The organism is Amycolatopsis vancoresmycina (assembly GCF_000716785.1).
GTDB classification, from domain to species: Bacteria; Actinomycetota; Actinomycetes; order Mycobacteriales; family Pseudonocardiaceae; genus Amycolatopsis; species Amycolatopsis vancoresmycina.
Genome location: NZ_JNYY01000016.1, coordinates 35,401 through 60,364, shown reverse-complemented (window position 1 = coordinate 60,364; position 24,964 = coordinate 35,401). Strand labels below are relative to the sequence as shown.

Here is a 24,964-nt window from a genome sequence, read left to right as displayed (position 1 = left end):
TCCTCGGGTGATCGTTACCGGATCCACCCTTCCCGAGCCCGGTTAGCCGTCGACGTGACCGGGGTGAGAGTTCGGTAAGAGAAGATCGGCTCCGACGGTGAACCCGACCACCGCGCCGCCGCCGGGGCGCGGCTCCGCGAAGACCGTGCCGCCGTGGGCCAGCGCGATCTCCCGCACGATGGCCAGCCCGAGGCCCGAGCCCGGCAGGCCGCGGGCGCCGTCCGCGCGGTGGAAGCGGTCGAACACCCGGGCCGCGTCGCCGTCGCCGATGCCGGGTCCGCGGTCGAGCACCTCGACGCGGCCGTCCCGCACCACGGCTTCGACCGGGCCCTCGGGCGCGAACTTCACGGCGTTCTCCAGCAGGTTCGCGACCGCGCGTTCGAGGGCCTTCGCCTGGCCGGTCAGCGCGGACGCATCGGCCTCGACGGTGATGGCGCGCCCGGACCGCCGCCGGACGCGCTCGGCGGCGCGGCCGGCGATCTCGCCGAGCTCCACCGGCGCCGGTTCCTCGGCCTCGTAGCGCCGGGTCGCGAGCTCGACGAGCTCGTCGACGAGGTGGGTCAGCTCGCGGGTCTCCCCGTCGACGTCGTCGAGCAGCCGGGCGCGGGACTCGGGGCTGAGCTCGGCGAACCGGCGCAGCACGCTGGCGTTGGTCCGGAGGCTGGTCAGCGGGGTCCGCAGCTCGTGGGCGGCGTCCTGGACGAGCCGTTCCTGGTCGGCGCGGGCGTCGGCGAGCCGGCCGAGCATCCGGTCGAACGACGTCGCGAGCCTGCCGACCTCGTCGCGGCCGCCGGTGGGCACGGCGACGTCGTCGAGCCGTCCGTCGCTGACCTGCTCGGTGACCCGGGTCAGCCGGACCAGCCGCCGGGTGATCTGCCGGGCCAGCAGCCACCCGGCCAGGGCGGCAGCGGCCAGTACGAGCGCGCTGACCCCGGTGATGCGGGCGGCCAGGCCCTTCAGGACGTGCCGGGACTCGTCGACGTCGATGCCCAGCTCGACGGCACCCCGGCCGGGCCCGAGGGCCACGGTGATCACCCGGTAGTCGTCGCGGCCCGCGGTGAAGTCCGTGTAGCGGTGGTCGCCGAGGGCGCCGGTCGCGGCCAGCGCCCGGTCGGCGTCGCCGACCGGGAGGCGCACCCGGCGGCCGCCGAGCGGGTGGACGCCGCCGTCCGGCGCGATCGCCTGCGCGGCCATGGGCTGGGCCTCGTCGTGGTCGTCGTCGTCCGGACCGCGGGTGACCGGGCTCGGCGCGAGGACCTGCGTCGCCCCGGCGGCGATTTCCGCCGACGTCGTCAGCAGGGACCGGTCGAGCTCGGCGTCGATCCGCTGCGAGGCGGCCTGGTAGCTGAAGAGCCCGACGAGGATGGCCACCGCGGCGCCGACCCCGGCGAAGGCGATGGCGAGGCGGCTGCGCAGGCTCACGACGGCCGCACCGAGTAGCCGACCCCGCGCACGGTGTGGATCAGGCCGGCGGCCCCGGCCTGCTCCAGCTTGCGCCGCAGGTAGCCGATGTAGACGGCGAGGTTCTTGGAGTCCGCGCCGAACTCGTAGCCCCAGATCCGCTGGTAGATGGTGGCCCGGTCGAGGACGATCCCGGCGTTGCGGACGAGCAGTTCGAGGAGGTCGAATTCGGTCTTCGAGAGGGTGATCTCGGTGCTCTGCCACCACACCCGCCGTGCGGCCGGGTCGACGGCGAGCTCCCCGAGCCGCACGGTCCGCCGCGCTTCCGGTTCGGGCGACGTGCGCCGCAGCAGGGCCCGCAGGCGCGCGAGGAGCTCGTCGAGTTCGAACGGCTTGGGCAGGTAGTCGTCGGCCCCGGCATCCAGCCCGGCCACCCGATCGGGCGTTTCGACCCGCGCGGTGAGCATGAGGATCGGCGTCGGATCGCCCTCGGCCCGCAGCACGCGGCAGACCCCGAGGCCGTCGACACCGGGCATCATCACGTCGAGGACGATGACGTCGAATTCGTCCCGCCGGGCGGTGGCGAGCGCGCTGACGCCGTCGGTCACCTCGGTGACGTGGTAACCCTCGAGGTCGAGCGCCCGGACGAGCGATTCCCGGATGGCACGATCGTCGTCGGCGAGCAGGACACGGTGCGGCATGGCCGCCATCATGCCCGCGCGCCACCGCCGGGGCGCGCGGGCCGGCTCGCTAGCGGGTGAAGGTGAACCAGTTGACGTTCACGAAGTCCGACGAACTGCCCGAGAACGTCAGGTACAGGTCGTGCACCCCCGTCGCCGCGCCGACGATGTTGGCCGGGACCGTCTGCCACTGCTGCCAGCCGCCGTTGTTCGCGAAGTCGATCTCCGCGATCACCGGCCCCGACACGCTGTCCAGCCGCGCCTTGATCGCGCCGCTCACCCCGGCCGCCGCGCCCGAGGCCAGGCGGGCGACGAACTGGTTCGGTGAACTGGAGCCGAAGTCGATGCCCGGGTACTTCAGCCAGTCGCCGTTCGCGATCCAGCCCACGTCCACGCCGCCGCCCGTGTCCGTGCACGACTCGTTCTGGGTGCCGCTCTGGGCGGTGTACGCCTCCGCCTGGATCGTCGAGTACGCGCTCGTACCGCCGTTGCCCGGCGGCGGGGTCGTGCCGCCGCCCGCGCCCAGTGACACCGTCCAGGACGTCGGGGCCGGGTCCTGGAGGTGGCCGTCGACCGGCTGGGCGCCCGTCGGGCCCACGTCGTCGTACGGGAACGCGTAGCCGATCGACGCGTACTGGTGCACCAGGCGCGCGTAGTGGTTGGTCGTCGCGTCGCGGTAGTACTGCGACGGGGGCACGCCGTCGGGCTGGTTGTTGCCGCCCGCCACCAGGAGGCTGCTGCGGTTCAGCGCCGCGGCCAGCCGGGCGGCGACCGCGCCGCGGGCGTCGCTGCCGGAGTTGTACAGCGGGCCGCTCGCGCAGCCGAAGATGTCCGCCGCGCTCGGTTTGGTGAACGGCACGCCGTTGGTGTTCAGGCCGGCGAACACGATCGCGTCCCCGCTGACCGTGCCCGTGTAGGAGCCGATGCCGCCCTGCCCGTTGATCGTCAGCGGCGTCGAGCGGTAGTGGTCCCAGACGGCGTTGAGGTAGTTCGTCCAGTAGCCGCCGAAGTCGGCCGGGGAGTGACTCGGCGCGAGCACCCGCACCACCTGGCCGCTGCCGTCGGTGACGACCAGCCGGTCCCACGGTGCGCCGTCGGCGTTGTGCTGCGCGCGCAGCCCGTCCGCGATGCTCCCGAGAGCGCCGCTCGGCAGCGGGCTGACCGACTGGGCGCCGGCCGCGCCGGTGGTGGCCATCGACACCGGCAGCGCCACCATGTCGACGTAGCTGATGTTCGCGTACAGGTTCGCGCTGTTGTAGGTGAACTCGCAGAACGTCCAGTTCGTCTGCCAGTTCGGGTCCGAGCTGGTGAAGCCGGGCTGGACGAGGCCGGGCCCGGGGTTGACGAAGAACTGGATCTTCTTGTCCACCGAGAACCACACCCGGCCGCCGATGAGGTAGTCGGTCAGCGTCACCGTGCGCTGCGCGCCCGAGCCGGTCAGCGGGATCGCGTAGTCGGGGATCGGGGTGACCGGCGAAGACGGGTTGGGCAGCGCCTGGAACCGGCCGTCGGCGGTCACGAACCCGGGGCGGCCCGCGGTGTCCGCGCCGCTGATGTAGGCGTAGACGGTGCCGCTGCCGGAATTGTTCTTCAGCGTCAGCGGCAGGGCCGCGGCGGCACGGGCGCTCGGCGCGGCCAGTGCGGACCACAGCGACGTTCCGGCCGCGGCGGCCGCCAGGCCCGCGGTGACGAAGGTACGCCTCGACAGCATGGCACCTCCTGGAAAGGGCTTTCGTGTCCGCCGGACGGTAGGTACCGCTTCCGGCCGGGTCAACATCCGGCGGCCCGGGTTGGGGACTAACGGACCACGAAGCTGCCCTTTCGTAGCCGGACCAGTGCGCCGGCTGGTCCGGTCACCGTCCTTTGTGGAGAGAAGGGTGGCCGGTCTTGCCCGGGCCCGCCCGGGCGCGCACCATGAGGGGCGGGAAGGAGCGGGCCATGGACGAACCGGCGATCGAGGTGACCGGCCTGCGTGTCCGCCGCGGCGGGCACGACGTCCTGCGCGGCATCGGGTTCACCGTCGGGCGGGGCACCGTCACCGGCCTGCTCGGGCCCAACGGCTGCGGGAAGAGCACGCTGATGCGGTCGATCGTCGGCGTGCAGGTCGTCGAGGCGGGCCGGGTCACCGTGCTCGGCCGCGCGGCGGGCAGCCCGGACCTGCGGCGGCGGATCGGCTACGCGACCCAGGACCCGGCGATCTACGCCGACCTGACCGTGACCGAGGCCCTGCGCTACTTCGCCGCGGTGCTCGGCACCGGTCCGTCCGATGTGGACCGGGTGATCGCGCAGACCGGGCTGGGCACGTCGGCCCGCACCCTGGTCGGCCGGCTGTCGGGCGGCCAGCGCGGCCGGGCCAACCTGGCGGTGGCGCTGCTGGGCACGCCCGAGCTGCTGGTGCTGGACGAGCCGACGGTCGGCTCCGACCCCGAGCTGCGCGACGAGCTGTGGACGCTCTTCCACACGCTGGCGGCGGCCGGGACCACCCTGCTGATCTCCAGCCACGTCATGGACGAAGCCGCCCGCTGCGACGACCTCCTGCTGCTGCACCGGGGCACGCTGCTGGCCAGGGGCGCCCCGGCCCAGCTGCGCGCCCGCACCGGCGCCGCCGACCTCGAACAGGCCTTCCTGCGGCTGATCAAGGGCCGGGAAGGGGTGGCGCGGTGAACGCACTGGCCACCACCCGGCGGATCCTCACCCAGCTGCGGCACGACCCGCGCACGGTCGTGCTGCTCGTCGCGGTGCCCAGCGTCCTGATGATCCTGCTGCGGTACGTGCTGAATTCGGAGCAGCGGTTCAGCGCGGTCGCCCCGGCCCTGCTGGGCATCTTCCCGTTCACGATCATGTTCCTGCTCACCTCGGTGACGACCCTGCGCGAGCGCACGACCGGCACGCTGGAGCGCCTGATGACCCTGCCGATCGGCAAGCTGGACCTGCTGCTCGGCTACGCGCTGGCGTTCGGGTTGCTGGCGGTCCTGCAGGTGGTCGTGGCGGCCGGGATCGCCCTGACCTGGCTCGGGCTCGACATCGCCGGCCCGGTCTGGGCGCTGCTGCTGATCGTGGTGCTGGACGCGCTGCTCGGGACCGCGCTGGGGCTGTTCGTCAGCGCGTTCGCCCGCACCGAGTTCCAGGCGATCCAGTTCCTGCCGGTGTTCGTGCTGCCGCAGTTCCTGCTGTGCGGGCTGTTCGTCCCGCGCGGCGACATGGGCTGGGTGCTGAGCGCGGTGTCGGACGTCCTGCCGCTGTCCTACGCCGTGGACGCCCTCACGCACGTGACCCGCTCGCCCGAGATCGACGGCACGCTGCTGCGCAACGTCGGCATCGTCGCCGGCTGCGCGGTCCTCGCGCTGCTGCTGGGGGCGGCGACCCTGCGCCGCCGGACCCCGTGACGGCACCGGTCAGGGGATGACGACTTCGGTGGTGAGACCGTCGGACCACGTCAGCATCACCCGATCCCCGGTCACGGTCAGGACCGGGTCGGGGCCGGCGGGACCGCCGCGGTCCAGGAGGACCACGGCGGCGAGCACCTCGCCGGGTGCCGGGGGACCGGCCGTGGTGACGAACGGGATCGCCGTCCACTCGCCCAGCGGGGAGGTGCCGGCTTCGACCGCCACGTCCGCCGTGGCGAAGCCGCGCAGGGCCCGCACCGCGGACCGCAGCTGCGGGGTGTCCGCCGTGGCGGACCCGGCGGTCCGGGTCACCCGCGGCGGGGCGGCGGCCGCCACCGGCCACCCGCTCAGCCGCAGCGGCCGGGTTCCGGCGCCGAGCCGCGCGAGCCGGACCTCGATCCCGTGGCGCACCACGGAAACGACGGTCAGCACCGGCCCCGGCACCACCGGGCCGCGGCGGCCCGAGCCGTGGTCCGGTGCGTCGTCGCCGGTGGGGTCGACCCACCGGACGCGGCCCCGGGACGCCGCCGCCAGCACCCCGCCCGGCAGTTCGGCCGTGTAGCACGTCGAAAACCCGGCCCGGTGGCTCGCCCGGCCGTCCGCGTCGAGCACGGCGACCGTGTTGTCGGGCAGGGAACCGAGCGGGGGCACGGTGGCCGTCGAGTAGCCGAGCCGGGCGTACAGCGGTGCGTCGGACCGCGGGTCGCCGGGCCGGGCGTGGTCCGTGCCGTGGTTGACGACCAGGGCGATGCCGTCGCGGCGCCGTCCCGAAACCAGCCAGCCGGGCGCGGCGACGACACGGGCGACGTCGCCGGTTTCGATCGGGAGCGGCTCTTCGGTGTCCGTCCACACGGGATGGTCCGCCGGCAGCGCCAGCCCGAGCAGGCCCTTGGCCGCCCAGTACGGCGAGCCCGGCCCGGAGTACGCCTGGCGCATCGACGGCCAGGCGTGGTGCCAGCCGAGGGACAGGAGCCCGTCCGGTTCGAACGCGCCCCGGCCGGCGAAGTGCCGCACCATCCCGCCGGCCACCCGCCGGGTCAGGCCCGGGGCCAGCCGGGACGTCCCGGTGACCGCGCCGACCCAGAACGGTGCCGCGGCGGCGAAGCGGTAGACCAGGCTGCGGCCCTGCAGCAGCGGCGAGCCGTCAGCGCCCACCAGCCGCACGGCGTCGTCGAGGTACTCGCGCAGGTCCGCGGCCCACCGGTGGCGCAGCGAGCCGGGGCACAGGCTGCCGGTGACGTCGAACAAGTGCGTCCACAGCAGCGGGTACAGGTGCAGCGCCCAGCCCGTGTAGTGGTCGTAGGCGCGCTCGTCGCCGTCGCTGAGCCAGCCGCCGGGCCGCCGCAGCGAGGCGTGCACGGCGAGGTCCTCTTCGACGTCCGCGGCCGACCACGGGCCGCCGGCCTCGCGCAGGAACGACTCGACGACGATCCGGAACCACACCCAGTTGATCGGCGGGTAGGGCTGCCCGACGACGGTCGCCAGCCAGGCGACGACCCGCTCCCGGACGGGGTCGTCGAGCCGGTCCCACAGCCAGGGCCGGGTCAGCTGCAGCACCAGGGCGATCGACGCGGCCTCCACTTTGGACTGTCCGAGCTCGTCGGGCCGCGGCCACGCTTCCGGGGACGCCGGATCGGTGCCGGCCGCCAGCCCGCGCGCGTACGGCTCGAGCAGCCCGCCGGGGTCCGCGCCGCGCTCCCCGGCGACACGGAACCCGGCGAGGAGGAACGTCCGCGCGAACCCCTCCAGGCCGTCGGAGACGCGGCCGTTGCGGCTGGCCGGGCCGGGCAGGTCGATCCGGGCGCCACCGGGGGAGCGGTGGGGGACGACCGCGGCGAGCATCCGGTCGGCGAGGGCGGTCCAGTGCTCGCGGGTCCAGCCGGTGTAGGGCGAGAGGCGCCGGTCTTCGACGGCGGTCAGCCGCTGGTGCTCGAAGGCCGTCACGCCTGCACCGCCAGGGAATGCCGCGTCACCGGCGCCCGGGGCGGCAGCCCGGCGGCGTACCGCTCCAGTTCGCCGAGCGCCTCGGCGGTCATCCGCCGGGTCTCCGTGCCCAGCGAGCCCGCCACGTGCGGCGTCAGCACCACGTTGGGCAGGTCGTACAGCGGCGACGCGGCGGGCAGCGGCTCCGGCTCGGTGACGTCGAGGACGGCGTGGAGGCCGTCGCCGCAGGCGCGTTCGAGGGCCGCCGTGTCCACCAGCGCTCCCCGTGCGGTGTTGACCAGCACCGCGCCCGGGGGCAGCGCGGCCAGCTCCGCGGCGCCGATCATGTGCCGGGTCTCCGGCAGCGACGGCGCGTGCAGGCTGAGGACGTCCGCCTGCGGCAGGGCTTCGGCGAGCGTGGCCGGTTCGGCGCCGGCGGCGCGGATCTCTTCGGGGCCGGCGACCGGGTCGACGACGAGCACCCGGGCTAGGTCGAGCAGCCGCAGCAGCGCGGCGACCCGCCGTCCGACGCGCGAAAAGCCCACCAGCACCACCGTGCGGTCCCGGCCCGACAGCTCGCCGCGGTGGTCGCGGTAGCGCCAGTCCTCCCGGAAGGCGCGGGCGTCGGCGGCCAGGAACGGCACCTTCTTGAACGCCCACAGGATCGCGCCCAGGGTGTACTGGGCGACCGGCTCGGCGTTGGCGCCGGCGGCCGTGGTGACCAGCAGGCCCCGGTCGAACACCGCCGCGCCGACGTGGTCGCGGACGCTGCCGGCCGCGTGCAGCACCGCGCGCAGGTTCGGCGCGGCCCGCAGCACCTGTTCGTCGAGCGGGGGACAGCCCCACGACGTGATCAGCACCTCCACCTCCGCCAGCCGGGCCCGCACCGCCGCCGAGCCGAGCTCGCCGGTCCACAGTGGATCGCCGAGCCGGGCCGCGGCGCGCAGCCGCGCCAGTTCCGCGTCGCCGAACTGCAGCCGCATCGTGTCCCGGCCCAGCACCAGCAGCGTCTCCGGGCGCCGCGTCACTGGACGCTGCCCGCGGCCAGCCCGGACCGCCATTGCCGGTGCAGCAGCACGAACGCGACCACCAGCGGCAGCACCGCCAGCAGCGAGCCGGTGACGACGAGCGGGTTGTACTGCGGGAACTGCGTCACGCGCGTGCTCCACTGGTAGAGGCCGAGGCTCATCGGGAACAGCTGCGGGTCGGTGAGCATCACCAGCGGCAGGAAGAAGTTGTTCCAGATCCCGACGAACTGGAACAGGAAGATCGTCACCAGGCCGGGTCGCATCATCGGCAGCGCGATGGTGAAGAACGTCCGCAGCTCGCCGGCGCCGTCGGTCCGCGCGGCTTCGAGCACCTCGCCGGGCACCGCGGCTTCGGCGTAGACCCGGGCGAGGTAGACGCCGAAGGGGTTGGTGAGCAACGGGACGAACACCGCCCAGAACGTCCCGACCACGTGCAGCCGGGACGCCAGCAGGTACAGCGGCAGGGCCAGCGCGGTGGTCGGCACGAGGACACCGGCCAGCGTGACGGCGAACAGCACGCGCCGGCCCGGGAAGTCGAGCTTCGCGATCGCGTACCCGCACCCGGCGCAGATCAGCGAGCCGAGCACCGCGCCGAGGCCGGCGTAGAGCAGCGAATTGCGGATCCAGGCCAGGAAAACGCCGTTCTCCTGGGTGAACAGGGCGCCGAGGTTGGTGCCGAGGTTCCACTGCCCGAGCTCGAACGCTCCCGTCGTGGAGAAGTCGCCGACGGACTTGGTGGCCGAGGTGACCAGCCAGACCAGCGGCAGCACCGCGTAGAGCGCGGCCAGCACCAGCAGGACGTGCACGACCGTGCGGGACGTCCACCGCGAACCGGTTGAAGACAGCGTCACCGGGACCTCCGGGCGGACAGGCGCATGACCAGCGCCGAGAGCAGGGCGGACACCAGCGCGAGCAGCACGGACGCGGCGGCCGCGCGGCCGTAGTCGTTGGCGATGAACGCGGCTTCGTACACGTACAGGCTCGGGGACCAGGTGCTCGTCACGGAACCGGTGAACCCGCGCAGCACCAGCGGTTCGGTGAACAGCTGCAGGGACCCGATGACGGTGAACACGAGGGCGACGAACATCGTCGGCCGGATCATCGGGACCTTGACCGACCACGCCGTGCGGACACCCCCGGCGCCGTCGGCGCGCGCGGCCTCGAGCACGTCACGGGGGACCGCCTGCAGCGCGGTGTAGAAGATGATCATGTTGTAGCCGACCCACTGCCAGGTCGCGATGTTCACGATCGAGGGCAGGATGCCGGTCTTGCCCAGCGGGTCGACCGGCAGCAGCGCGGTCAGCCCGGAGTTCGGGCTGTAGAGGTACGCCCAGATCAGCCCGGTGATCACGGTCGGCACCGCGTAGGGCAGGAAGACCGCCAGCGACCACACGCGCTTGAGCCGCACGACCGCCGAGTCGACCAGCAGCGCCAGGAGCAGCGCCAGGCCCAGCATGATCGGGATGTGCACCACGACGAACAGCGCCACGTTGCCGAGACTGGCGTGGAACGCGCGGTCGGTGAGCACGCCGGCGTAGTTGCCGAGCGCGACGAACGCCTGCCGCGGGCCCGAGAAACCCAGGCCGGACAGGCGATCGGTGAACAGGCTCAGGTAGAGCGCGTACCCGATCGGGACGAGCACGGTGGCGGTCAGCAGGATCGCGAACGGCGCCGCGAGCACCAGGCCGGCGCGCCCGCGGCCACGGCGGCCGCGCGCCGGGGCGCTCGGGCTCGCCGGTGCCGGGGCGCTCGCGGCGCGCTCGGGAACGAGGACGGTCATCAGGCTTTCCCTTCCCACACGGTCAATCCCCGCTCGCGCAGCTCGGCGACGGCGTCGGCCTGCGTCTGCCGGACGGCGGCGGCCAGGGTCGTGCCGCCGGTCTTCACCCCGCCCAGGTGGTCGACGACGGCCGAGAACATCCGCAGGGCGTTGGGGCCCCACGTCCAGTCCGGGACGCGCCGGGCGGCTTCGTCGAGCACGTCGTACACCGGGTCGCCGAGGAAGTACCCGCCCCGGTACGCCTTCCGGGCGACGTCCCGGCTCGGCAGGTAACCCGGGAACGGCGTGGTGAACGTCGTGCCGATCTTCGCCACGGCCGGGTCGGTGCTCAGCCAGCGCAGGAACTTCACGGCCGCTTCGGGCACCCGGCTTTCGGCGGAGACGGCGAACGCGCTGCCGCCCTGCACGCCGGTGGACGGCACGCCGTCCCAGGTCGGCATCGTGGTGACCGCCCACCGGCCGGTGTCCTTCGGGATGGACTTGACGAGCGTGCCGACGCTCCACGACGCCCCGAGCAGGCCCCACAGCCGGCCGGTGTGCATCGCGCCGATCCAGTCCTGGTCGCCGGTCGGGGCGGTGGCGACCAGGCCGTCGCCGATCATGCCCTGCCAGTAGTCCGCGGTCCGCCGGGTGCCTGCGCCGTCGATGTCCACCCGCCAGGCGCCGCCGTCGACGCGCCACCACGGATCGCCCGCCTGCCAGCACATCCCGGCGAAGAACGACCCGTCGTTGAGCGGGAACGTCGTCACCCGCGCGGCCGGGTCCGCCGTCTGCACGGCCTGCGCGGCGGTCCGGAACTCCGCCCACGTGCGCGGCACCGCGATGCCGTGCCGGTCGAACAGGTCCTTGCGGTGGTAGAGCACCATCGGGGCGAGGTCCATCGGCACCGCCCAGGTGCGCCCGCCCGGCCGCACGCCCTGCCAGGCGGCGGGGGAGTAGCCGCGTTCGAGGTCCGCCAGGTCCGCGGTGAGGTCGCGCAGGCCGCCGGTGGTCAGCAGCTGCGGCAGGCCCTGGTACTCGGTGTGCAGGATGTCCGGGGCGTTGTGCGCGCGCAGGGCGTTGGCCTGCTGGGCGTAGCCGCCCTTGAGCCCGGACGCGATCACGTTCAGCTCCACCGAGACGTCCGGGTGCGCCGCGTTGAACGCGGCGACGTACTTGTCCATGCCGGTGAGCCAGGACCAGATGCGCACGCGGGTCGCGCCGGAGGCCGTGGTGGTCGGGGACGCGCAGCCGCCGAGGAGCCCGGCGGCGGCGAGCCCGGTGGTGGCGGACAGGAAGGTCCGGCGGGTCAGGCCGGCCGATCGCCGAAGCGTCATTGCTCCTCCGTCGAAGTGATGGCTGTCACTGTCGGGGTGTGCCATAGTGCGAGTCAACATTTCGGCGCAAAAGCGATCACAAACGATCAGAACCGAAGGAACGCCATGGTCCGGAGCGCGCGCTTCGGCTTCCCCGACGTCCGTGACCGCGCGGTCTGGGACGCGGCCGACGGCGCCGCCGTGCTCGCCGACGCCCGCGCGCTGCTCGCCCGGCCGGCGCCCGTCCTGACGGCCACGGCGTGGGCCCGCACGTTCCGCGACGGGGTCCGGACCGACTACGAAGACGCCGCCCGCGAGCTGCGCGACCGCGTGACCACGCTGGTGCTGGCCGCGGTGCTGACCGGCGAGGCGCCACCGGACGAGGTGCCGTTCCTGGACGCCGCGATCGACGGGCTGGCCGCCCTCGCCGAGGCGACCACCTGGTGCTGGGCCCCGCACGACCGGCACGCGGCCGGGCGCGGCGAAGTGCTGGCCGACCCCGACGACCCGTTCCTCGACCTGGGCGCGGCCGAGGTCGCGTCCCTGTTCGCCTGGGCCGATCACGCCCTCGGCCCGCACCTCGACCACCGGGCTCCGGGGCTGCGCAAACGTCTGCGGCGGGAGGTCGAGCTCCGCGTCCTGACGCCGTTCGAGCGGATCCGCGACTGGCACTGGCTCGGCTTGGACGGCGACGCGCACAACTGGAACCCGTGGATCCACAGCGCCGTCCTCACCGCCGCGCTCCTGCTCGTCGACGACGAAGCGCGGCGACGGCGGCTGGTCCGGCTGGTCGTCGACGGCCTCGGGCACTACGTCGCCGTGCTGCCCGACGACGGCGGTGTCGACGAAGGCGTCGCCTACTGGTGGCACGGTGCCTGCCGCCTGCTGGAATGCCTCGACCTGCTGGCCCGCTGCGGCGAGGAGGGGCCGGACCTGCCCGTGCTCGGGGACCTGATCCGCTTCCCGCACCGGATGCACCTGGGCGGCGACGCGTACGTCAACGCGGGGGACGCCCCGGCCCGCCTGCCGCCGGCCCAGCCGTGGCACGTCCTGCACCGGTGGGGCGAGCGGCTCGGTGACACCGCCGTGTGCGCGTTCGCGGCCGGCCGGGCCCGGGCGGGCGGCCGGCTCGTGTGGCCGTCGGCCGGGCTGGGCCGCGCTCTCGCGGGCCTGGCCGACCCCGGCTGGCGCGCGGCGGTGGCGGCGGCGGAACCGGGCGAACCCTGGCTGGCGCGCGAGGAGTGGCTGCCGCGGGTGCAGGTGCTGGTGGCCCGGGAGACGGCGGGCACCGCGCGCGGGCTGACCGTGGCGGTCAAGGCCGGGTACAACGGCGAGCGGCACAACCACCTCGACGTCGGGTCCTACTGGGTGGCGGTCGACGGCGTGCCGGTGGTGGCCGACGCCGGGCAGCCGACCTACACCGCGGCCAGCTTCGGGCCGGACCGGTACCGGGCCTGGCCGCTGCGCAGCGAGTGGCACAACGTCCCCGAGCCGGGCGTCACGCAGCAGCCCGGTGAGGCGGCCGGGGCGCGGGACGTCCGGGCGGCGCTCACCGCGTCCGAAGCCGCCCTGACCGCGGACCTCGCCGGCGCCTACCCGGGGGTGGCGCGCTGGATCCGGTCGGTGCGGCTGGTCCGCGGTCCTTCCGCGCACGTCGTCGTGGCGGACGACGACAGCGTCCGGCCGGTGCGGCTCCGGCACGTCCTGGCGGGTGAGGTGGAGCTGGCCGACGGCGAGGCTCTGGTGTCCTCGGGCGGGGTCCGGGTGCGGCTGAGCTGGGATCCCCGGCACACCACCGCGGACCTCGAGCGGCGGCCGCTGGCCGACCCGCTGCTGCGGGCCGCCTGGGGTTCGCACCTGAGCCGGTTGACCCTGCTCGTGCGGGCCGGACCCGCGCGGGTCCGGCTGGAGCGGGTCCGGTGATGCTCGCTTCGGAACGGCACCAGCTGATCCTGTCGCTGGTGCGCGAACACGGCGCGGTCCGGCTCACCGAGCTGGTCGAGCGGCTGGGCGTCACCGCGGTCACCGTGCGCCGGGACGTCACCGAACTGGCCGACCGCGGGCTGCTGACGCGGGTGCACGGCGGGGTCACCCTGACCCGGCCCCGCGGCGGCCCGCCCGAGCCGGGGCGCGCCGCCGGCTCGATGTTCGGCCCGGTCGTGCCCGGCGCGCTGGTCGGCATGGTGACGCCGTCGGTGGAGTACTACTGGCCGCCGGTGGTTCAGGGCGCCCAGACGACGGTGGCGGCGGCGGGCGGGCGCCTCGTGCTGCGCGCGTCCAGCTACGACGCGGCGGAGGACCGCCGTCAGGTCACCAAGCTGCTCGAACGCGGCGTGCAGACGCTGCTGGCCGCCCCGGCCACCAGCGGCCGCGGCGCGCTGGACCTGCTGCGCTGGCTGGGTTCGCTCAGCGTCCCGGTGGTCCTGGTCGAACGCCTGCCGCCGCCGGAACTGCCCACGCTGGCCCTGGACGCGGCCACGACCGCGCACGCGCTCGGCGCGGGCCTGGCCGTGCGGCACCTGGTGTCACTGGGCCACCGCGGCGTCGGCCTGGTGACGTCCCGGTCCAGCCCGACCAGCCGCGCGCTGCGCACCGGCTGGCGCGAGACGATCGGCTCACTGGGCCTGGACCCCGCCACGTCGCCGGATCTCGACGTCCCGGTCTACGGCACCCCGGGCTGGGCGGCGGAGTACGACGCGCTGCTGGACCGGTGCCGCCGCGCCGGGGCCGGAGCCCTGCTGGTGCACTCGGACCGCGAGGCGATCGGCCTGATCGAGCGGGCCCGCGACGGCGGCATCGCGGTGCCCGGCGAGCTGGCGGTGGTCACCTACGACGACGAGGTCGCGGCGGCCTCGGACCCCCCGCTGACGGCGGTGTGCCCGCAGAAGCACCGGCTGGGTGCGGTGGCCGCGGAGCTGGCGCTGGCCCGCCTCGCCGACCCGGCCGGGCGTCCGGTCCACCGCCTGCAGTTGTGGCCGACGCTGGTGGTCCGGGAATCCTGCGGCGCCGACGCGGTCGCGTCGTCGTGAGGCCACCGGCCGCGAAACCGGTTCGGCGGCCCGCCGCTGCTGCCCCAGGAGGTCGTGAGTGGTAAGGCGAGTTAGAACCCGCCTTACCACTCACGACCGGTTCCGCGCTGGGCCGGTCGTCGCGCCGGTGACCAGGTCCGGGAGGACGGTTTCCGGTTCGGTGGCCGGGGTTCCGTCGAGCTGGCGGACCGCCCGGTCGACGGCGAGCGCGCCGAGTTCGCGGGCCGGGATCACCACCGCCGTCGGGCGGATGCGCTGGTGCTCGGCCACCGTCGCCGAGCAGACCGCCACCACCGACACGTCCTCGGGAACCCGCAGGCCGCGGTTCCGCAGCACCAGCGGCACCAGCGGCAGCGCGGCTTCGTCGTGGACCACCAGTGCGGTCGGGCCGCCCGCGCCGAGCAGCTCGCCGAGGCAGCGGCCGAGGTCTTCGGCCGTCGGCTCGCACGGCTGGGAAAGCGCTTCCACGCCTCGGCGGGCCGCGGCCTCACGCAGGTGGCCGGTGAAGTCCTCGAGGTAGCGCCGCCGGTGGCCGGGCGCCGTGGGGGACGGTCCCAGGTGGACGATCGAGCGGTGGCCGAGGCCGGCCAGGTGGTCGAGGCACGCCTGCGCGGCCGGCCGGAAGTCGAGCGTCAGTGCGGCCAGCCCGTGGTGCCGCCCGGGCGCGCCGACCAGGACCGCCGGGCGGCCCGAGGCGAGCAGGACGGGCACCCGCGGGTCGCCGTCGGCGGCGTCCAGCACGATCACCGCGTCGGCCAGCGCGGCCGACGTCACCCGGTGCAGGCCCGTCGTGCCCTGTTCGTCGGTGACCAGGAGCAGGTCGAAGCCGAGTTCGCGGGCCGCGCCCGCGGCCGCCGAGAAGAACTCCATCTCCGCGCCCACGTGCCGGTCGCCGTGCGGCGGCACCGCGATCGCCAGCACCCCGGCCCGGGCCGGGGACTGCGGCGGCGAGCCGGTGCGGCGCCGGTAGCCGAGCGCGCGGATGGTCTGCTCGACCCGCCGCCGCGTCGCCGGGGAGATCGTCCGCTTGCCGGTGATCACGTACGACACCGTGCTCGCCGAGACGCCGGCCGCGTTCGCCACGTCGGTGATCGTCACCGCACCGCGGCCTGCTCCGCCCGGTTCGTCCGCGGCGTCGCGGGGATTCGTCATTGTTCGAGCACTTTCCCGGGCCATTGTCCGGTCCGTTGTCCGGTGGAGCGTTAGCGTTAACACGAAAGGGGAAGGCTGACCATAATGGCGGCCAACGGGACTGGTCAAGCCACCTTCGTCGGCGGCCGGACGCGCAGTCTCACCGCGCGGGGCGGCAGTCGGTCACGGGGAGTCCGCGGCGGCCGGCGCGAGCCAGGGCGACGAAGCCGAACGTGGTCGTTTCGCCGGGGCGCAGCACCCCGTTCCACTCGGCGTTCGCGATCGCCGAGGTGGCACCGGTCCGCAGCAGCCTGCCGTTCCACAGGTCGTCGATGGCCGTCCCGGGCGGCGTCGGCCAGCTGACCGTCCAGCCGGCGAGGTCGGCGCGCCCGCTGTTGCGCACGGTCACCAGACCCTGGAAACCGCCGTCCCACGACTTGACGACCTGGTAGCGCGCCGCACAGCCGGGCGGCCCCGCGGCGAAGGGGGTGGTGGACGGTGCCGAAGCGAGCTGGGCGGGCGCGCTCGCGGGCTCGGACCGCGCCGGGATCGACGTCGCCGCCACGATCCCGGCCCCGGTCAGCACCAGCACGGTCCCCGCGAGCGCAGCGCGGGCACGCCGGCGGCGCACGGGCACGGGCTCGGCGGCCACGGGAGCCGGGACCGGGGCCGGCGCGCCCCCGATGGCGCGGCGGCCGAACAGCCGGGCCGCTTCGGCCATCGTGGGCCGGGCCGCCGGATCCCGGTGCAGCAGCCGGAGGACGACGTCGGTGACCGGCCCGGCGGTGCGCGGCGGGCGGACCTCGCCGCGCACGACGCGTTTGAGCAGCGCCAGCTGGTTGTGGTCGGTGCCGAAGGGCGGCCGGCCTTCGAGGGCGGTGTAGAGCGTCGCGCCGAGGGAGTACACGTCGGACGGGAAGCCGGCGTCGGCGCCGTCCGCGACCTCCGGGGCCAGGTAGGCCGGCGTGCCGACGACGAGCCCGCCTCCGGTCGCCGTGCCCTCGCCGGGCGCGTGCGCCACCCCGAAGTCGGTGATCTTCGCGACGCCGTCGGTGGTGACGAGGACGTTGTTCGGGCTGATGTCGCGGTGCAGGACGCCTTCGCCGTGCGCCGCGGCCAGCGCCGAGGCGAGCTGGTGCCCGAGTTCGGCCACGTACTCGGGCACCAGCGGCCCTTCGTCTTCCAGCACTTCGGTGAGCGTCTGGGACGGCAGGTACTCCATCGCGATGTAGGACGCCGCTTCGTGCTCGACGACGTCGTAGACGACCACCGCGTGCGGGTGGCGCAGGCGGGCGCCCACCCGGGCCTCCCGGACCGTCCGGGCCCGGGTGCGGTCCGCGGCCGCCGCGTCGGTGCCGGAGTCGCCGAACAGCTGCTTGATCGCGACGACGCGGTCGAGCCGCTCGTCCCGCGCCCGCCACACGGTGCCCATCGCGCCGTGCCCGGCGCGGCCGAGCACGCGGTAGCGGCCGGCGATCACTGTCCCGTCGTCCACGGGCACGCTCCCCTCCTGCGGTTGCCGTCGCCGGGAACACGGCCCGCCCGGGCGCGGCGTTCGGCGTCCGCGGGGAATTCACTCACGCGGGTGGTTCGCGAAATCGCCTTCGACGATTTCGCTCCGGATACCGGGAAAGCATTTCGGCGCTACGGAGAAAAGGCCGATCCGGTTGTGTCGGAACGGTAACGGTATTCCGCGGTCAGTTCGGGCGGCAGGCGAGGACCGGGACGGCGGCCCGGCCGTCCGCGAGGTCCTGGATCAGCCCGAACGACGCCGACGCGCCCGGTTCGACCAGCGCGTTCCAGCCCGCGTCGGTGACGGTCACCGTCGAGCCGGCCCGGGTGAGGGTCCCGTTCCAGAGGTTCCGGACGACGGCGCCGCCGGGCACGGCCCACGTCACCGTCCAGCCGGACAGCCGCGTCGGCCGGTCGTTGTGCACGGTCACCTCGGCCTGGGCGCCGCCCGGCCACGAGTTCGTGACCGCGAACCGCGCGGTGCACCCCGCGGCGGCCGGGCGCGCCGGTGGCGCCTCGGTGATCCGGGACGGCGGCGGCGCGGGTGCGGTGGTGGTGGCGCTGACGGTGTGGTCCGCGGTGACGGTCGCCGGGGGCCGTTCGACGGGGGCCGCGGTGGTCTCCGGCTCACCGGTGAAGGCCAGCCCGGCCGCCACGCACGCCGACGTCACGCACACGGCGGCCCCGGCCACGGCGACGCGGCGCAGCCCGGGACGGCGGGGTGCCGCCGCGGTCGCCGGCCGCCCCACCTCGGCGAGGAGGGCGACCGCCTCCTGCATCGTGGGGCGCGCGGCGGGATCGCGTTCGAGCATCCGCATCAGCACGCCGGTGAGCGGGCCGCCGTGCGGCGGCGGGACGAGCTGGTTTTCGGTGATCCGCCGCAGCAGCGTGATCGGGTCGTCGCTGGTGCCGAACGGCGGGGTGCCTTCGAGGGCGGTGTAGAGCGTGGCACCGAGCCCGTAGACGTCGGACGGCAGGCCGGCTTCGCCACCCCGGGCGACCTCCGGGGCCAGGTAGGGGAGGGTGCCGACGATGACGTCGGCTTCGGCCGCGAGGTGCTCGCCGAGCGCGCGCGACACCCCGAAGTCGGTGATCCGGGCGGTGCCGTCGGCGGAGACGAGCACGTTGTTCGGGGTGACGTCCCGGTGCACGATCCAGTCCCCGTGCGCGGCGGCCAGCGCGGCCCCGAGCTGCCGCCCGAGCCGGACCACGTCGCACCGCGGCAGGGCGCCCCGCTCGACGAGCACGTCGGTCAGCGAGCGGGCCGGCACGTACTCCATGACCAGGTACATCGAGCCCGCGTCCTCGAGGACGTCGTACACCGCGATCGCGTTCGGGTGCCGCAGCCGGGACGCCAGCCGCGCTTCCCGGATCGCCCGGTCGCAGATCCCGGCCGGCGCCGGCCCGGTCCCCGGCTCGGGCAGGAACTGCTTGACCGCGACGACGCGGTCCAGGCGTTCGTCCCTGGCCTGCCACACGACGCTCATCGCACCGCGGCCGATGCGTCCCAGGATCCGGTACCGCCCGCTCACGAGCTGCTCCTCGAAAGCCACCCGTACCCCTGCGTCGCTCGGCGAACTTCGTGAACGAGGGCCTTTTTAGCAGAGAACGGGCGCGGGCGGGGAGTTCGTTCGGTCACTCGCGCGGGAACCGTTACCATGATCGGCCCGTTCGACGAATTCCGCGCAGTCCATTGTGGACAATGTGGCCGGTGGCCGCCCTTGCCGAAGCCCGGGGTGAAGATCCGCCGGAAAGCCGCCGGGACCGGTGAATCCCGCGCGGTGCCCGCCGCCCGCCGTGGGGCGTACGGTGGGGGTGTCGCGGTTCAGCAGGGAGCCGTCCACCCTGCGCGACGCCGGGATCCGTCCCCGGGCGTCCCTCGCTCCGAGGAGGCCGTGTGCTCGACCAGCTCGCCGTCCCGAGCCGCCCCATCGACGTCCCGGCCGGGATGACCCTGCGGGTCACGGCCACCGCGGAGGCCACGATCGTCACCGTGCGCGGCGACGTCGACCTGGCCGCCCTCGGCCGGCTCCGCGGCCGGCTGGGCGAAGAGCTCGACCTCGCTCCGCGGGCCCTGGTCCTCGACCTCACCGGCGTCGGGTTCTGCGGGTCCGGCGGCATCACGGAACTGCTGGTCGCCGCCTCCGAGGCGCACGTGAGCGGGGTGCCGTTCGCCATCGCCGCCGACCGGCGGCCGGTCCTGCGGCCGATCCGGGTCCTGGGGCTGGACCACGTGCTGCCGATCCACGGCAGCGTCGCCGCGGCGCTGGACTGGCTGGCCGTCCTGCCGCGGCTGCTCCCCGGACGTCCACATCGGACGGACTGACCGGCGCCGTCACCGCCGGCCGGCGCGCTCCCGCTGGGGCACCACGACGTACTTGGGGTCCTTTGTGGACTCGACCCCGGCTTCGAAGACCCCGAAGCGCTGCAAGGCGCTTCCGGCGAACAGGGCCGCCCCGGCCGCCACCGAGACCGCGCGGCTGCGGTGGCCCAGCAGCGTGCCGAGCAGGCCGGCGGCGGTCAGCCGTTCCGACCACTTCCGCAGCCGGTGCGCCTTGCCCGTCGTGTACGCCTCCGCCGTGAGCCCGAGCCGCTGCTCCAGCACCTTCGACGCCACCAGCTCCGTCGCCGCGCCGAAGGCCGCCAGCGCCCGCGCGGGGCCGGCCTCCTCGACCGGGACCAGCGCCATCGCGAACCCGCCCGAGCTCGCCGCCGCCGAGCCGGCGAACACGAACGGCAGCTGCGGGTGGGCCTCGTGCCAGGCCGGGACCGCCGTCTGCGACAGCAGCACCGCCGTGTAGGACGCCACCGCCGGGGCCACGGCCGCCGACACCAGCCCGGCCGGCCGGGCCACCGCGCCCAGCAGCCGTCCCGGCAGGCGGCGGCGCAGCCCGGCGGGCAGCACCTCGGCCGCCGCCGCGATCCCCATGCCGGGGCCGAAGGCGCTCAGGATCCAGGTTCCCACGCTCATCGGCGACGTCGGCTTCGCGACGCGCAGCATGTGGTGGAAGCGTTCCGGCCGCCCGAGGTCGGCGACCAGCAGGTACACGCTGGCCAGCAGCGCGGCCAGCGACCCGGTGCGGCCCACGCGGCGCAGCGACGGGCGCCCGGTCAGGTCCGCGCCCGCGGCCAGCAGCGACGTGCCCGCCGCGACGCCGCCGGTGAACAGGTACGCCGGCACCTTCCACTCCCACACCGGCGGCTTGAGCACCGGCCGCCCGTAGTAGGACCGGAATTCGGCGCTGGGGACCATCAGCTCTTCGCCGGAGCCACCGCGCTTGCGGCGGCCGCCGAACACGCGGGCACGGGTGTCGGCGGCTCCGGCGTCGCTGCGCGGTTCGCGCGGGGTCACCGGCGCCTCCTTCCGAACGACCCGAACGACCCGAACGACGCGACGGCGGCGGCGAGCAGCGCCGACGCCGCCATCCCGGCGTACTTCCACATCGCGGGCAGTTCGCGCGTCGGCACCACCGGGTCCGGCGGCAGCCCGTAGACCTCGGGTTCGTCCAGCAGCAGGAAGAACGCGCCGTTGCCGCCGACGCCGTCGGCCGGGTCGTGGCCGTAGAGCCGGGCTTCGGGCACGCCGCGTTCGTGCAGCTGCTCGACCCGGCGGGCCGCCCGCTCGCGCAGCTCGTCGAGCTCGCCGAACTGGATCGAGTCGGTCGGGCACGCCTTGGCGCACGCCGGTTCGAGGCCGTCGTGGAGCCGGTCGTAGCAGAGCGTGCACTTCTGCGCCCGCCCGTCGCCGGGACGGCGGTCGATGACGCCGTACGGGCAGCCGGAAACGCAGTAGCCGCAGCCGTTGCAGATGTCCTGCTGCACCACGACCGAGCCGAACTCGGTGCGGAACAGCGCGCCGGTCGGGCAGACGTCGAGGCAGCCGGCGTGGGTGCAGTGCTTGCACACGTCCGACGCCATCAGCCAGCGGAAGTCGGTCCGGCCCTCGGCGCCGGTCTTCGCGCCGGGCAGGTCGAACGACGGCATCCCGAGGTCCTCCGGCGCGCGCGGCAGGGGAGAGGTGCCCAGCTCGCCGCCGCCGAGCGGGGCCTGCCGCAGCTCGTCGGCGACGAACGCGGTGGTCACGTCGATCGCGGACGGCCCGGTCGGCAGCCCTTCGAGCCCGGGCGACTGCTCGCCGAGCGGACGCTGCTGCTCGATGAAAGCGACGTGCCGCCACGAGTTCGCGCCGAGCGCGCCGGTGTTGTCGAACGACATCCCGAGCAGGTCGAGCCCGTCCTCGGGAACGGCGTTCCACTCCTTGCAAGCGACCTCGCAGGCCTTGCAGCCGATGCACACCGACGTGTCGGTGAAGAACCCGACCCGCGGCGGGTGCCCGGTGTGCCCGGCTTCCCCGGCGACGTCCGGCAGCGGGCCGGACAGCCGGTCCTCGATGCTCATGTCCCGTCCTCCTCGTGGCCGGGTTCCACGTGCCGCGTCTCGTGCACGGTCGCCACCTGCGTCCCCGTCTCCGCCGTGATGCCGGCGCGGTCCCGGTACTCCGCGAGCAGGGCGAGCAGCTCGGCGCCGCGCGGCCGGCGGCCGGGCCGGACGTCGCAGGTGGTCACCTTGCTCTCCTGGATGAACACGTTCGGGTCCAGCACCACGCCGAACAGGTCGTTGACGACGTCACGGGACACCAGCCCGGAAGTGCCCCAGTGGTAAGGCATCCACACCTGGTGCACCACCCGGTCCTGCACCCGCAGCGGCGCCATCCGGTCGGTGACGAACACCCGCGCCTCGACGGCCGCCCGCGCGGTGACGACGTGCGCCCAGCCCAGGTGCGCCAGGCCGCGCAGCTTCGCCAGCTCGGGGGAGACCTCGACGAACAGGTCCGGCTGCAGCTCCGACAGGTACGGCAGGGTCCGGCTCATCCCGCCCGCGGTGTGGTGCTCGGTCAGCCGCGCGGCGGTGAAGACGAACGGGAACACCTCGCCGCCGTGCTCCGGCGGCGACGGGTGCGAGGGGTTGTCGCGCCGGCCGTAGACCTTTCGCGCCGGGTTGGCCTGCTGTGCGTAGAACGGGTTGCGGAACGGCGATTCGTGCGGCTCGTAGTGCGTCGGGAGCGGGCCGTCGGCCAGCCCCGACGGCGCGAACAGCCACGCCTTGCCGTCCGACTGCATGATGAACGGGTCGTCGCCGCGCAGGGCGGCCGGGCCGACGGCGTCCGGCGGCGGGACGTGGTCCGGTGGCTTGGTCTTCTCGAAGTCGGGTACGTCGTGGCCGGTCCATTCGCCGCGCTCGGCGTCCCACCAGATCAGGGCCTTGCGCTCGCTCCACGGCCGGCCCTGCGGGTCGGCGGAGGCGCGGTTGTAGAGCACCCGCCGGTTCAGCGGCCACACCCAGCCCCACTCGAGGGCGTAGAGGTCCTGCTCGAACCGCGACTTGCGGCGCGCGGCCTGGTTGACGCCGTCGGCGTAGACGCCGCTGTAGATCCAGCAGCCGCAGGAGGTGCTGCCGTCGGCCTTGAGCTCGAGGTAGCCGCCGAGCTCCTTGCCGGTGGTCAGGTCCTGGCCGCTGATCCGCCGCAGCACGTCCTCGGCGGAGGGTTCGTCGCCGTGCACCTCGTAGTCCCAGGCGAGGTCGAGCACCGGCCGGTCGCGCTCGTCGTCCGAGCCCGCCAGCCGCTCTCGGACGAGGCGCCCGAGGTGGTGGAAGAACCACAGCTCGGACCGCTGGTCCCCGGCCGGCTCGACGGCCTTGTCCCGCCACTGCAGCATGCGCTGGGTCTGGGTGAAGGTGCCTTCCTTCTCGACGTGCGACGCGGCGGGGAAGAAGAACACCTCGGTCCGGCACTGCTCCGGCACGATCTCGCCGGTCTCGATCTCCGGCGCGTCCTTCCAGAAGGTGGCGCTCTCGATCATCGTCAGGTCGCGGACGACCAGCCAGTCGAGGTTGGCCATGCCGAGCCGCTGCAGCCGCCCGTGCGCCGACCCGACCGCCGGGTTCTGCCCGAGCAGGAAGTAGCCGGACACCTTGCCCTCGACCATGTCCATGACCGTGCGGTAGGTGCCGTGGTCGCCGTTGATCCGCGGCAGGTAGTCGAAGCAGAAGCCGTTGTCCGGGGTGGCTTTCTCGCCCCAGTACTCCTTCAGCAGCGACACCGTGTACGCGTCGGCGTTGCGCCAGAAGCCCTTCTGCTTGTCGCCGCGGACGGTCTCGAGGTAGTCGTCGAGGGTGGCCTGCTCGGGCGTGGGCATCGGCAGGTAGCCGGGCAGCAGGTTGAACAGCGTCGGGATGTCGGTCGAGCCCTGGATGCTGGCGTGCCCGCGCAGCGCGAACACCCCGCCGCCGGGCCGCCCGATGTTGCCGAGCAGCAGCTGGATGATCGACCCGGCCCGGATGTACTGCGCGCCGACGCTGTGCTGGGTCCAGCCGACGCTGTAGACGAGCGCGGCGGTGCGTTCGCGGCCGGAGTTGCGCGTCCAGGCGTCACAGACGCGCTGGAAGAGCGCCTTCGGCGTCCCGCAGGTCGCCTCGACCATCTCCGGGGTGTAGCGGGCGAAGTGGCGCTTGAGGATCTGGAACACGCAGCGCGGGTGCTGCAGCGTCGGGTCGGCGGCGATCTCCTCGCTGCCGCCCTCGAGCACCGGGCCGCCCGAGCCGTGCTGGTCGGACGCCGACGTCTCCTTGCCGTGCGGGGACTCCTTCGGCCGGGTGTTCTCGTAGTGCCAGGTGGCCGGGTCGTAGGCGGCCTTGGCCTCGTCGTAGCCGCTGAACAGGCCGTCCAGGTCCTCGGTGTCGCGGTAGTCCTCGGACACCAGGAAGGAGGCGTTGGTGTAGGCGACCACGTACTCGCGGAAGTCCAGGTCGTTGCTCAGGATGTGGTTGATCACCCCGCCGAGGAACGCGATGTCCGTCCCGGCGCGCAGCGGGACGTGGGCGTCGGCCAGCGCGCTGGTGCGCGTGAACCGCGGGTCGACGTGCAGCACTTCGGCCCCGCGGGCCTTCGCCTCCATCACCCACTGGAACCCGACCGGGTGCGCCTCGGCCATGTTCGAGCCCATGATGACGACGCAGTCGGCGTTCTGCAGGTCCTGCTGGTAGTCCGTCGCGCCACCGCGACCGAAGGAGGTCCCCAGACCGGGAACCGTGGCGGAGTGTCAAATGCGGGCCTGGTTCTCGATCTGGATCGCGCCCAGCGCGGTGAAGAGCTTCTTGATCAGGTAGTTCTCTTCGTTGTCCAGGGTGGCGCCGCCGAGGCTGGCGAGGCCCATGGTGCGGCGCAGCGGCTTCCCGTGGTCGTCGGTGTCCTGCCAGCCCTTGCGGCGGGCGTCGAGCACGCGGTCGGCGACCATCTCCATGGCCGTGCCGAGGTCGAGCTCGGTCCACTCGGTCGCGTAGGGCGCGCGGTACCGGACCTTCTGCTCGCGCTGCGGCCCGGTGACCAGCTGCTTGCTGGCCGAGCCCTTGGGGCAGAGCCGGCCGCGGGAGATCGGGCTGTGCGGGTCGCCCTCGATCTGGACGACCTTTTCGTCCTTGACGAAGACCTGCTGCCCGCAGCCGACGGCGCAGTAGGGGCAGACGGACTTGGCCACCCGGTCGGCGCTCGCGGTGCGCGGGGCCAGCGCCGCCGAGTGCGGGGACTCGGCGGCCTTGCCGCGGCCGAGGGGGTCGGTGCCGGTGAGCTGGCGGTAGACGGGCCACAGCTCGAGCCACTTCCGTGGTCCCACGTCCACCTCCCGATCATGTGCGGCCGGGCTACCCGCGGTCTCCCGAGACTAAACCGGCCCGGCCCGGCCCGCTCGCCGCCGATGTCGCGAATGACTCATTCGGGACATCCGGTGTCCCGAATGAGTCAT

Annotated in this window: 19 protein-coding genes; 5 read left to right on the top strand and 14 right to left on the bottom strand. The window is 74.3% G+C overall.

The features are described 5' to 3' along the window. Positions 1–42: 42 nt before the first annotated feature. The 3 genes from OO60_RS32210 to OO60_RS32200 are packed head-to-tail and all read right to left on the bottom strand — an operon-like array spanning position 43 to position 3,792. The gene (locus OO60_RS32210; protein ID WP_033262756.1) at positions 43–1,422 is read right to left on the bottom strand and encodes a sensor histidine kinase; all 1,380 of its coding nucleotides are present in this window, start codon (positions 1,420–1,422) and stop codon (positions 43–45) included. Then, positions 1,419–2,111 carry a response regulator transcription factor gene (locus tag OO60_RS32205; RefSeq protein WP_033262832.1) on the bottom strand — a complete coding sequence of 231 codons (693 nt, stop codon included), beginning with the start codon at positions 2,109–2,111 and terminating at the stop codon, positions 1,419–1,421. The genes OO60_RS32210 and OO60_RS32205 overlap by 4 nt, the downstream gene beginning before the upstream one ends. Positions 2,112–2,151: 40 nt before the next feature. Continuing rightward, the gene (locus tag OO60_RS32200; RefSeq protein ID WP_033262755.1) at positions 2,152–3,792 is read right to left on the bottom strand and encodes a beta-1,3-glucanase family protein; all 1,641 of its coding nucleotides are present in this window, start codon (positions 3,790–3,792) and stop codon (positions 2,152–2,154) included. 227 nt (positions 3,793–4,019) lie between these two features. On the opposite strand from OO60_RS32200, the gene OO60_RS32195 reads away from it, so the two are divergent. Together OO60_RS32195 and OO60_RS32190 are read left to right on the top strand one after the other, a co-directional pair. Then, a complete protein-coding gene (locus tag OO60_RS32195) occupies positions 4,020–4,745 on the top strand; it encodes an ABC transporter ATP-binding protein (protein ID WP_033262754.1) in 726 nt (241 codons plus the stop codon). After that, on the top strand, positions 4,742–5,467 hold the full coding sequence (locus OO60_RS32190) for an ABC transporter permease (protein ID WP_033262753.1): 726 nt from the start codon (positions 4,742–4,744) through the stop codon (positions 5,465–5,467). The genes OO60_RS32195 and OO60_RS32190 overlap by 4 nt, the downstream gene beginning before the upstream one ends. A gap of 9 nt (positions 5,468–5,476) precedes the next feature. Here OO60_RS32190 and OO60_RS32185 read toward each other — a convergent pair whose 3' ends face one another. From OO60_RS32185 to OO60_RS32165, 5 genes are read right to left on the bottom strand one after another with little or no spacing between them, the layout of a single operon-like run. Beyond that, positions 5,477–7,411, bottom strand: a complete 1,935-nt coding sequence (locus OO60_RS32185; protein WP_244885618.1) for a DUF2264 domain-containing protein — start codon at positions 7,409–7,411, stop codon at positions 5,477–5,479. Continuing rightward, on the bottom strand, positions 7,408–8,418 hold the full coding sequence (locus OO60_RS32180) for a hydroxyacid dehydrogenase (protein ID WP_004559378.1): 1,011 nt from the start codon (positions 8,416–8,418) through the stop codon (positions 7,408–7,410). The genes OO60_RS32185 and OO60_RS32180 overlap by 4 nt, the downstream gene beginning before the upstream one ends. Next, on the bottom strand, positions 8,415–9,224 hold the full coding sequence (locus OO60_RS32175; protein ID WP_081656028.1) for a carbohydrate ABC transporter permease: 810 nt from the start codon (positions 9,222–9,224) through the stop codon (positions 8,415–8,417). The genes OO60_RS32180 and OO60_RS32175 overlap by 4 nt, the downstream gene beginning before the upstream one ends. Before the next feature lie 41 nt (positions 9,225–9,265). After that, entirely contained in the window at positions 9,266–10,198 is a 933-nt protein-coding gene (locus tag OO60_RS32170) for a carbohydrate ABC transporter permease (protein ID WP_033262752.1), read from the bottom strand. Further along, positions 10,198–11,514 carry an ABC transporter substrate-binding protein gene (locus OO60_RS32165; protein WP_033262751.1) on the bottom strand — a complete coding sequence of 439 codons (1,317 nt, stop codon included), beginning with the start codon at positions 11,512–11,514 and terminating at the stop codon, positions 10,198–10,200. Before OO60_RS32165 ends, OO60_RS32170 begins: the two co-directional genes overlap by 1 nt. A 105-nt stretch (positions 11,515–11,619) precedes the next feature. Between OO60_RS32165 and OO60_RS32160 the strand changes: the two genes are divergently transcribed. Further along, the gene (locus OO60_RS32160; protein WP_033262750.1) at positions 11,620–13,416 is read left to right on the top strand and encodes a heparinase II/III family protein; all 1,797 of its coding nucleotides are present in this window, start codon (positions 11,620–11,622) and stop codon (positions 13,414–13,416) included. Then, positions 13,416–14,522 (top strand): substrate-binding domain-containing protein, encoded by a 1,107-nt coding sequence (locus tag OO60_RS32155; protein ID WP_244885616.1) that lies wholly within the window; start codon positions 13,416–13,418, stop codon positions 14,520–14,522. The genes OO60_RS32160 and OO60_RS32155 overlap by 1 nt, the downstream gene beginning before the upstream one ends. A 90-nt stretch (positions 14,523–14,612) precedes the next feature. On the opposite strand, the gene OO60_RS32150 is transcribed toward OO60_RS32155, so the two are convergent. The 3 genes from OO60_RS32150 to OO60_RS32140 form a co-directional block, all read right to left on the bottom strand. Beyond that, complete coding sequence (locus OO60_RS32150) at positions 14,613–15,674, bottom strand: LacI family DNA-binding transcriptional regulator (RefSeq protein ID WP_063749436.1); 1,062 nt, start codon at positions 15,672–15,674, stop codon at positions 14,613–14,615. Positions 15,675–15,813: 139 nt separating this feature from the next. Beyond that, the gene (locus OO60_RS32145) at positions 15,814–17,148 is read right to left on the bottom strand and encodes a serine/threonine-protein kinase (RefSeq protein WP_051767827.1); all 1,335 of its coding nucleotides are present in this window, start codon (positions 17,146–17,148) and stop codon (positions 15,814–15,816) included. Between the two features lie 202 nt (positions 17,149–17,350). Further along, the gene (locus tag OO60_RS32140) at positions 17,351–18,697 is read right to left on the bottom strand and encodes a protein kinase domain-containing protein (RefSeq protein ID WP_425304657.1); all 1,347 of its coding nucleotides are present in this window, start codon (positions 18,695–18,697) and stop codon (positions 17,351–17,353) included. Positions 18,698–19,062: 365 nt separating this feature from the next. On the opposite strand from OO60_RS32140, the gene OO60_RS32135 reads away from it, so the two are divergent. Further along, positions 19,063–19,491 carry an STAS domain-containing protein gene (locus tag OO60_RS32135; protein ID WP_003094228.1) on the top strand — a complete coding sequence of 143 codons (429 nt, stop codon included), beginning with the start codon at positions 19,063–19,065 and terminating at the stop codon, positions 19,489–19,491. Positions 19,492–19,500: 9 nt separating this feature from the next. Here OO60_RS32135 and nrfD read toward each other — a convergent pair whose 3' ends face one another. The 3 genes from nrfD to fdh are packed head-to-tail and all read right to left on the bottom strand — an operon-like array spanning position 19,501 to position 24,835. Continuing rightward, positions 19,501–20,517: an NrfD/PsrC family molybdoenzyme membrane anchor subunit gene (gene nrfD, locus OO60_RS32130; RefSeq protein ID WP_003094224.1), complete on the bottom strand. Its 1,017-nt coding sequence runs from the start codon at positions 20,515–20,517 to the stop codon at positions 19,501–19,503. Then, positions 20,514–21,563 carry a 4Fe-4S dicluster domain-containing protein gene (locus tag OO60_RS32125; RefSeq protein ID WP_003094221.1) on the bottom strand — a complete coding sequence of 350 codons (1,050 nt, stop codon included), beginning with the start codon at positions 21,561–21,563 and terminating at the stop codon, positions 20,514–20,516. Before OO60_RS32125 ends, nrfD begins: the two co-directional genes overlap by 4 nt. Continuing rightward, entirely contained in the window at positions 21,560–24,835 is a 3,276-nt protein-coding gene (gene fdh, locus OO60_RS32120; protein WP_240490743.1) for a formate dehydrogenase, read from the bottom strand. Before fdh ends, OO60_RS32125 begins: the two co-directional genes overlap by 4 nt. Positions 24,836–24,964: the final 129 nt, after the last annotated feature.

Excerpts from the sequence above, each read along its gene's own strand:
- OO60_RS32160 (WP_033262750.1), top strand. The coding sequence starts at position 11,620 with ATGGTCCGGAGCGCGCGCTTCGGCTTCCCCGACGTCCGTGACCGCGCG.
- OO60_RS32170 (WP_033262752.1), bottom strand. The coding sequence starts at position 10,198 with ATGACCGTCCTCGTTCCCGAGCGCGCCGCGAGCGCCCCGGCACCGGCG.
- OO60_RS32125 (WP_003094221.1), bottom strand. The coding sequence starts at position 21,563 with ATGAGCATCGAGGACCGGCTGTCCGGCCCGCTGCCGGACGTCGCCGGG.
- OO60_RS32200 (WP_033262755.1), bottom strand. The coding sequence starts at position 3,792 with ATGCTGTCGAGGCGTACCTTCGTCACCGCGGGCCTGGCGGCCGCCGCG.
- OO60_RS32150 (WP_063749436.1), bottom strand. The coding sequence starts at position 15,674 with ATGACGAATCCCCGCGACGCCGCGGACGAACCGGGCGGAGCAGGCCGC.
- OO60_RS32165 (WP_033262751.1), bottom strand. The coding sequence starts at position 11,514 with ATGACGCTTCGGCGATCGGCCGGCCTGACCCGCCGGACCTTCCTGTCC.
- OO60_RS32195 (WP_033262754.1), top strand. The coding sequence starts at position 4,020 with ATGGACGAACCGGCGATCGAGGTGACCGGCCTGCGTGTCCGCCGCGGC.
- OO60_RS32155 (WP_244885616.1), top strand. The coding sequence starts at position 13,416 with ATGCTCGCTTCGGAACGGCACCAGCTGATCCTGTCGCTGGTGCGCGAA.
- OO60_RS32205 (WP_033262832.1), bottom strand. The coding sequence starts at position 2,111 with ATGGCGGCCATGCCGCACCGTGTCCTGCTCGCCGACGACGATCGTGCC.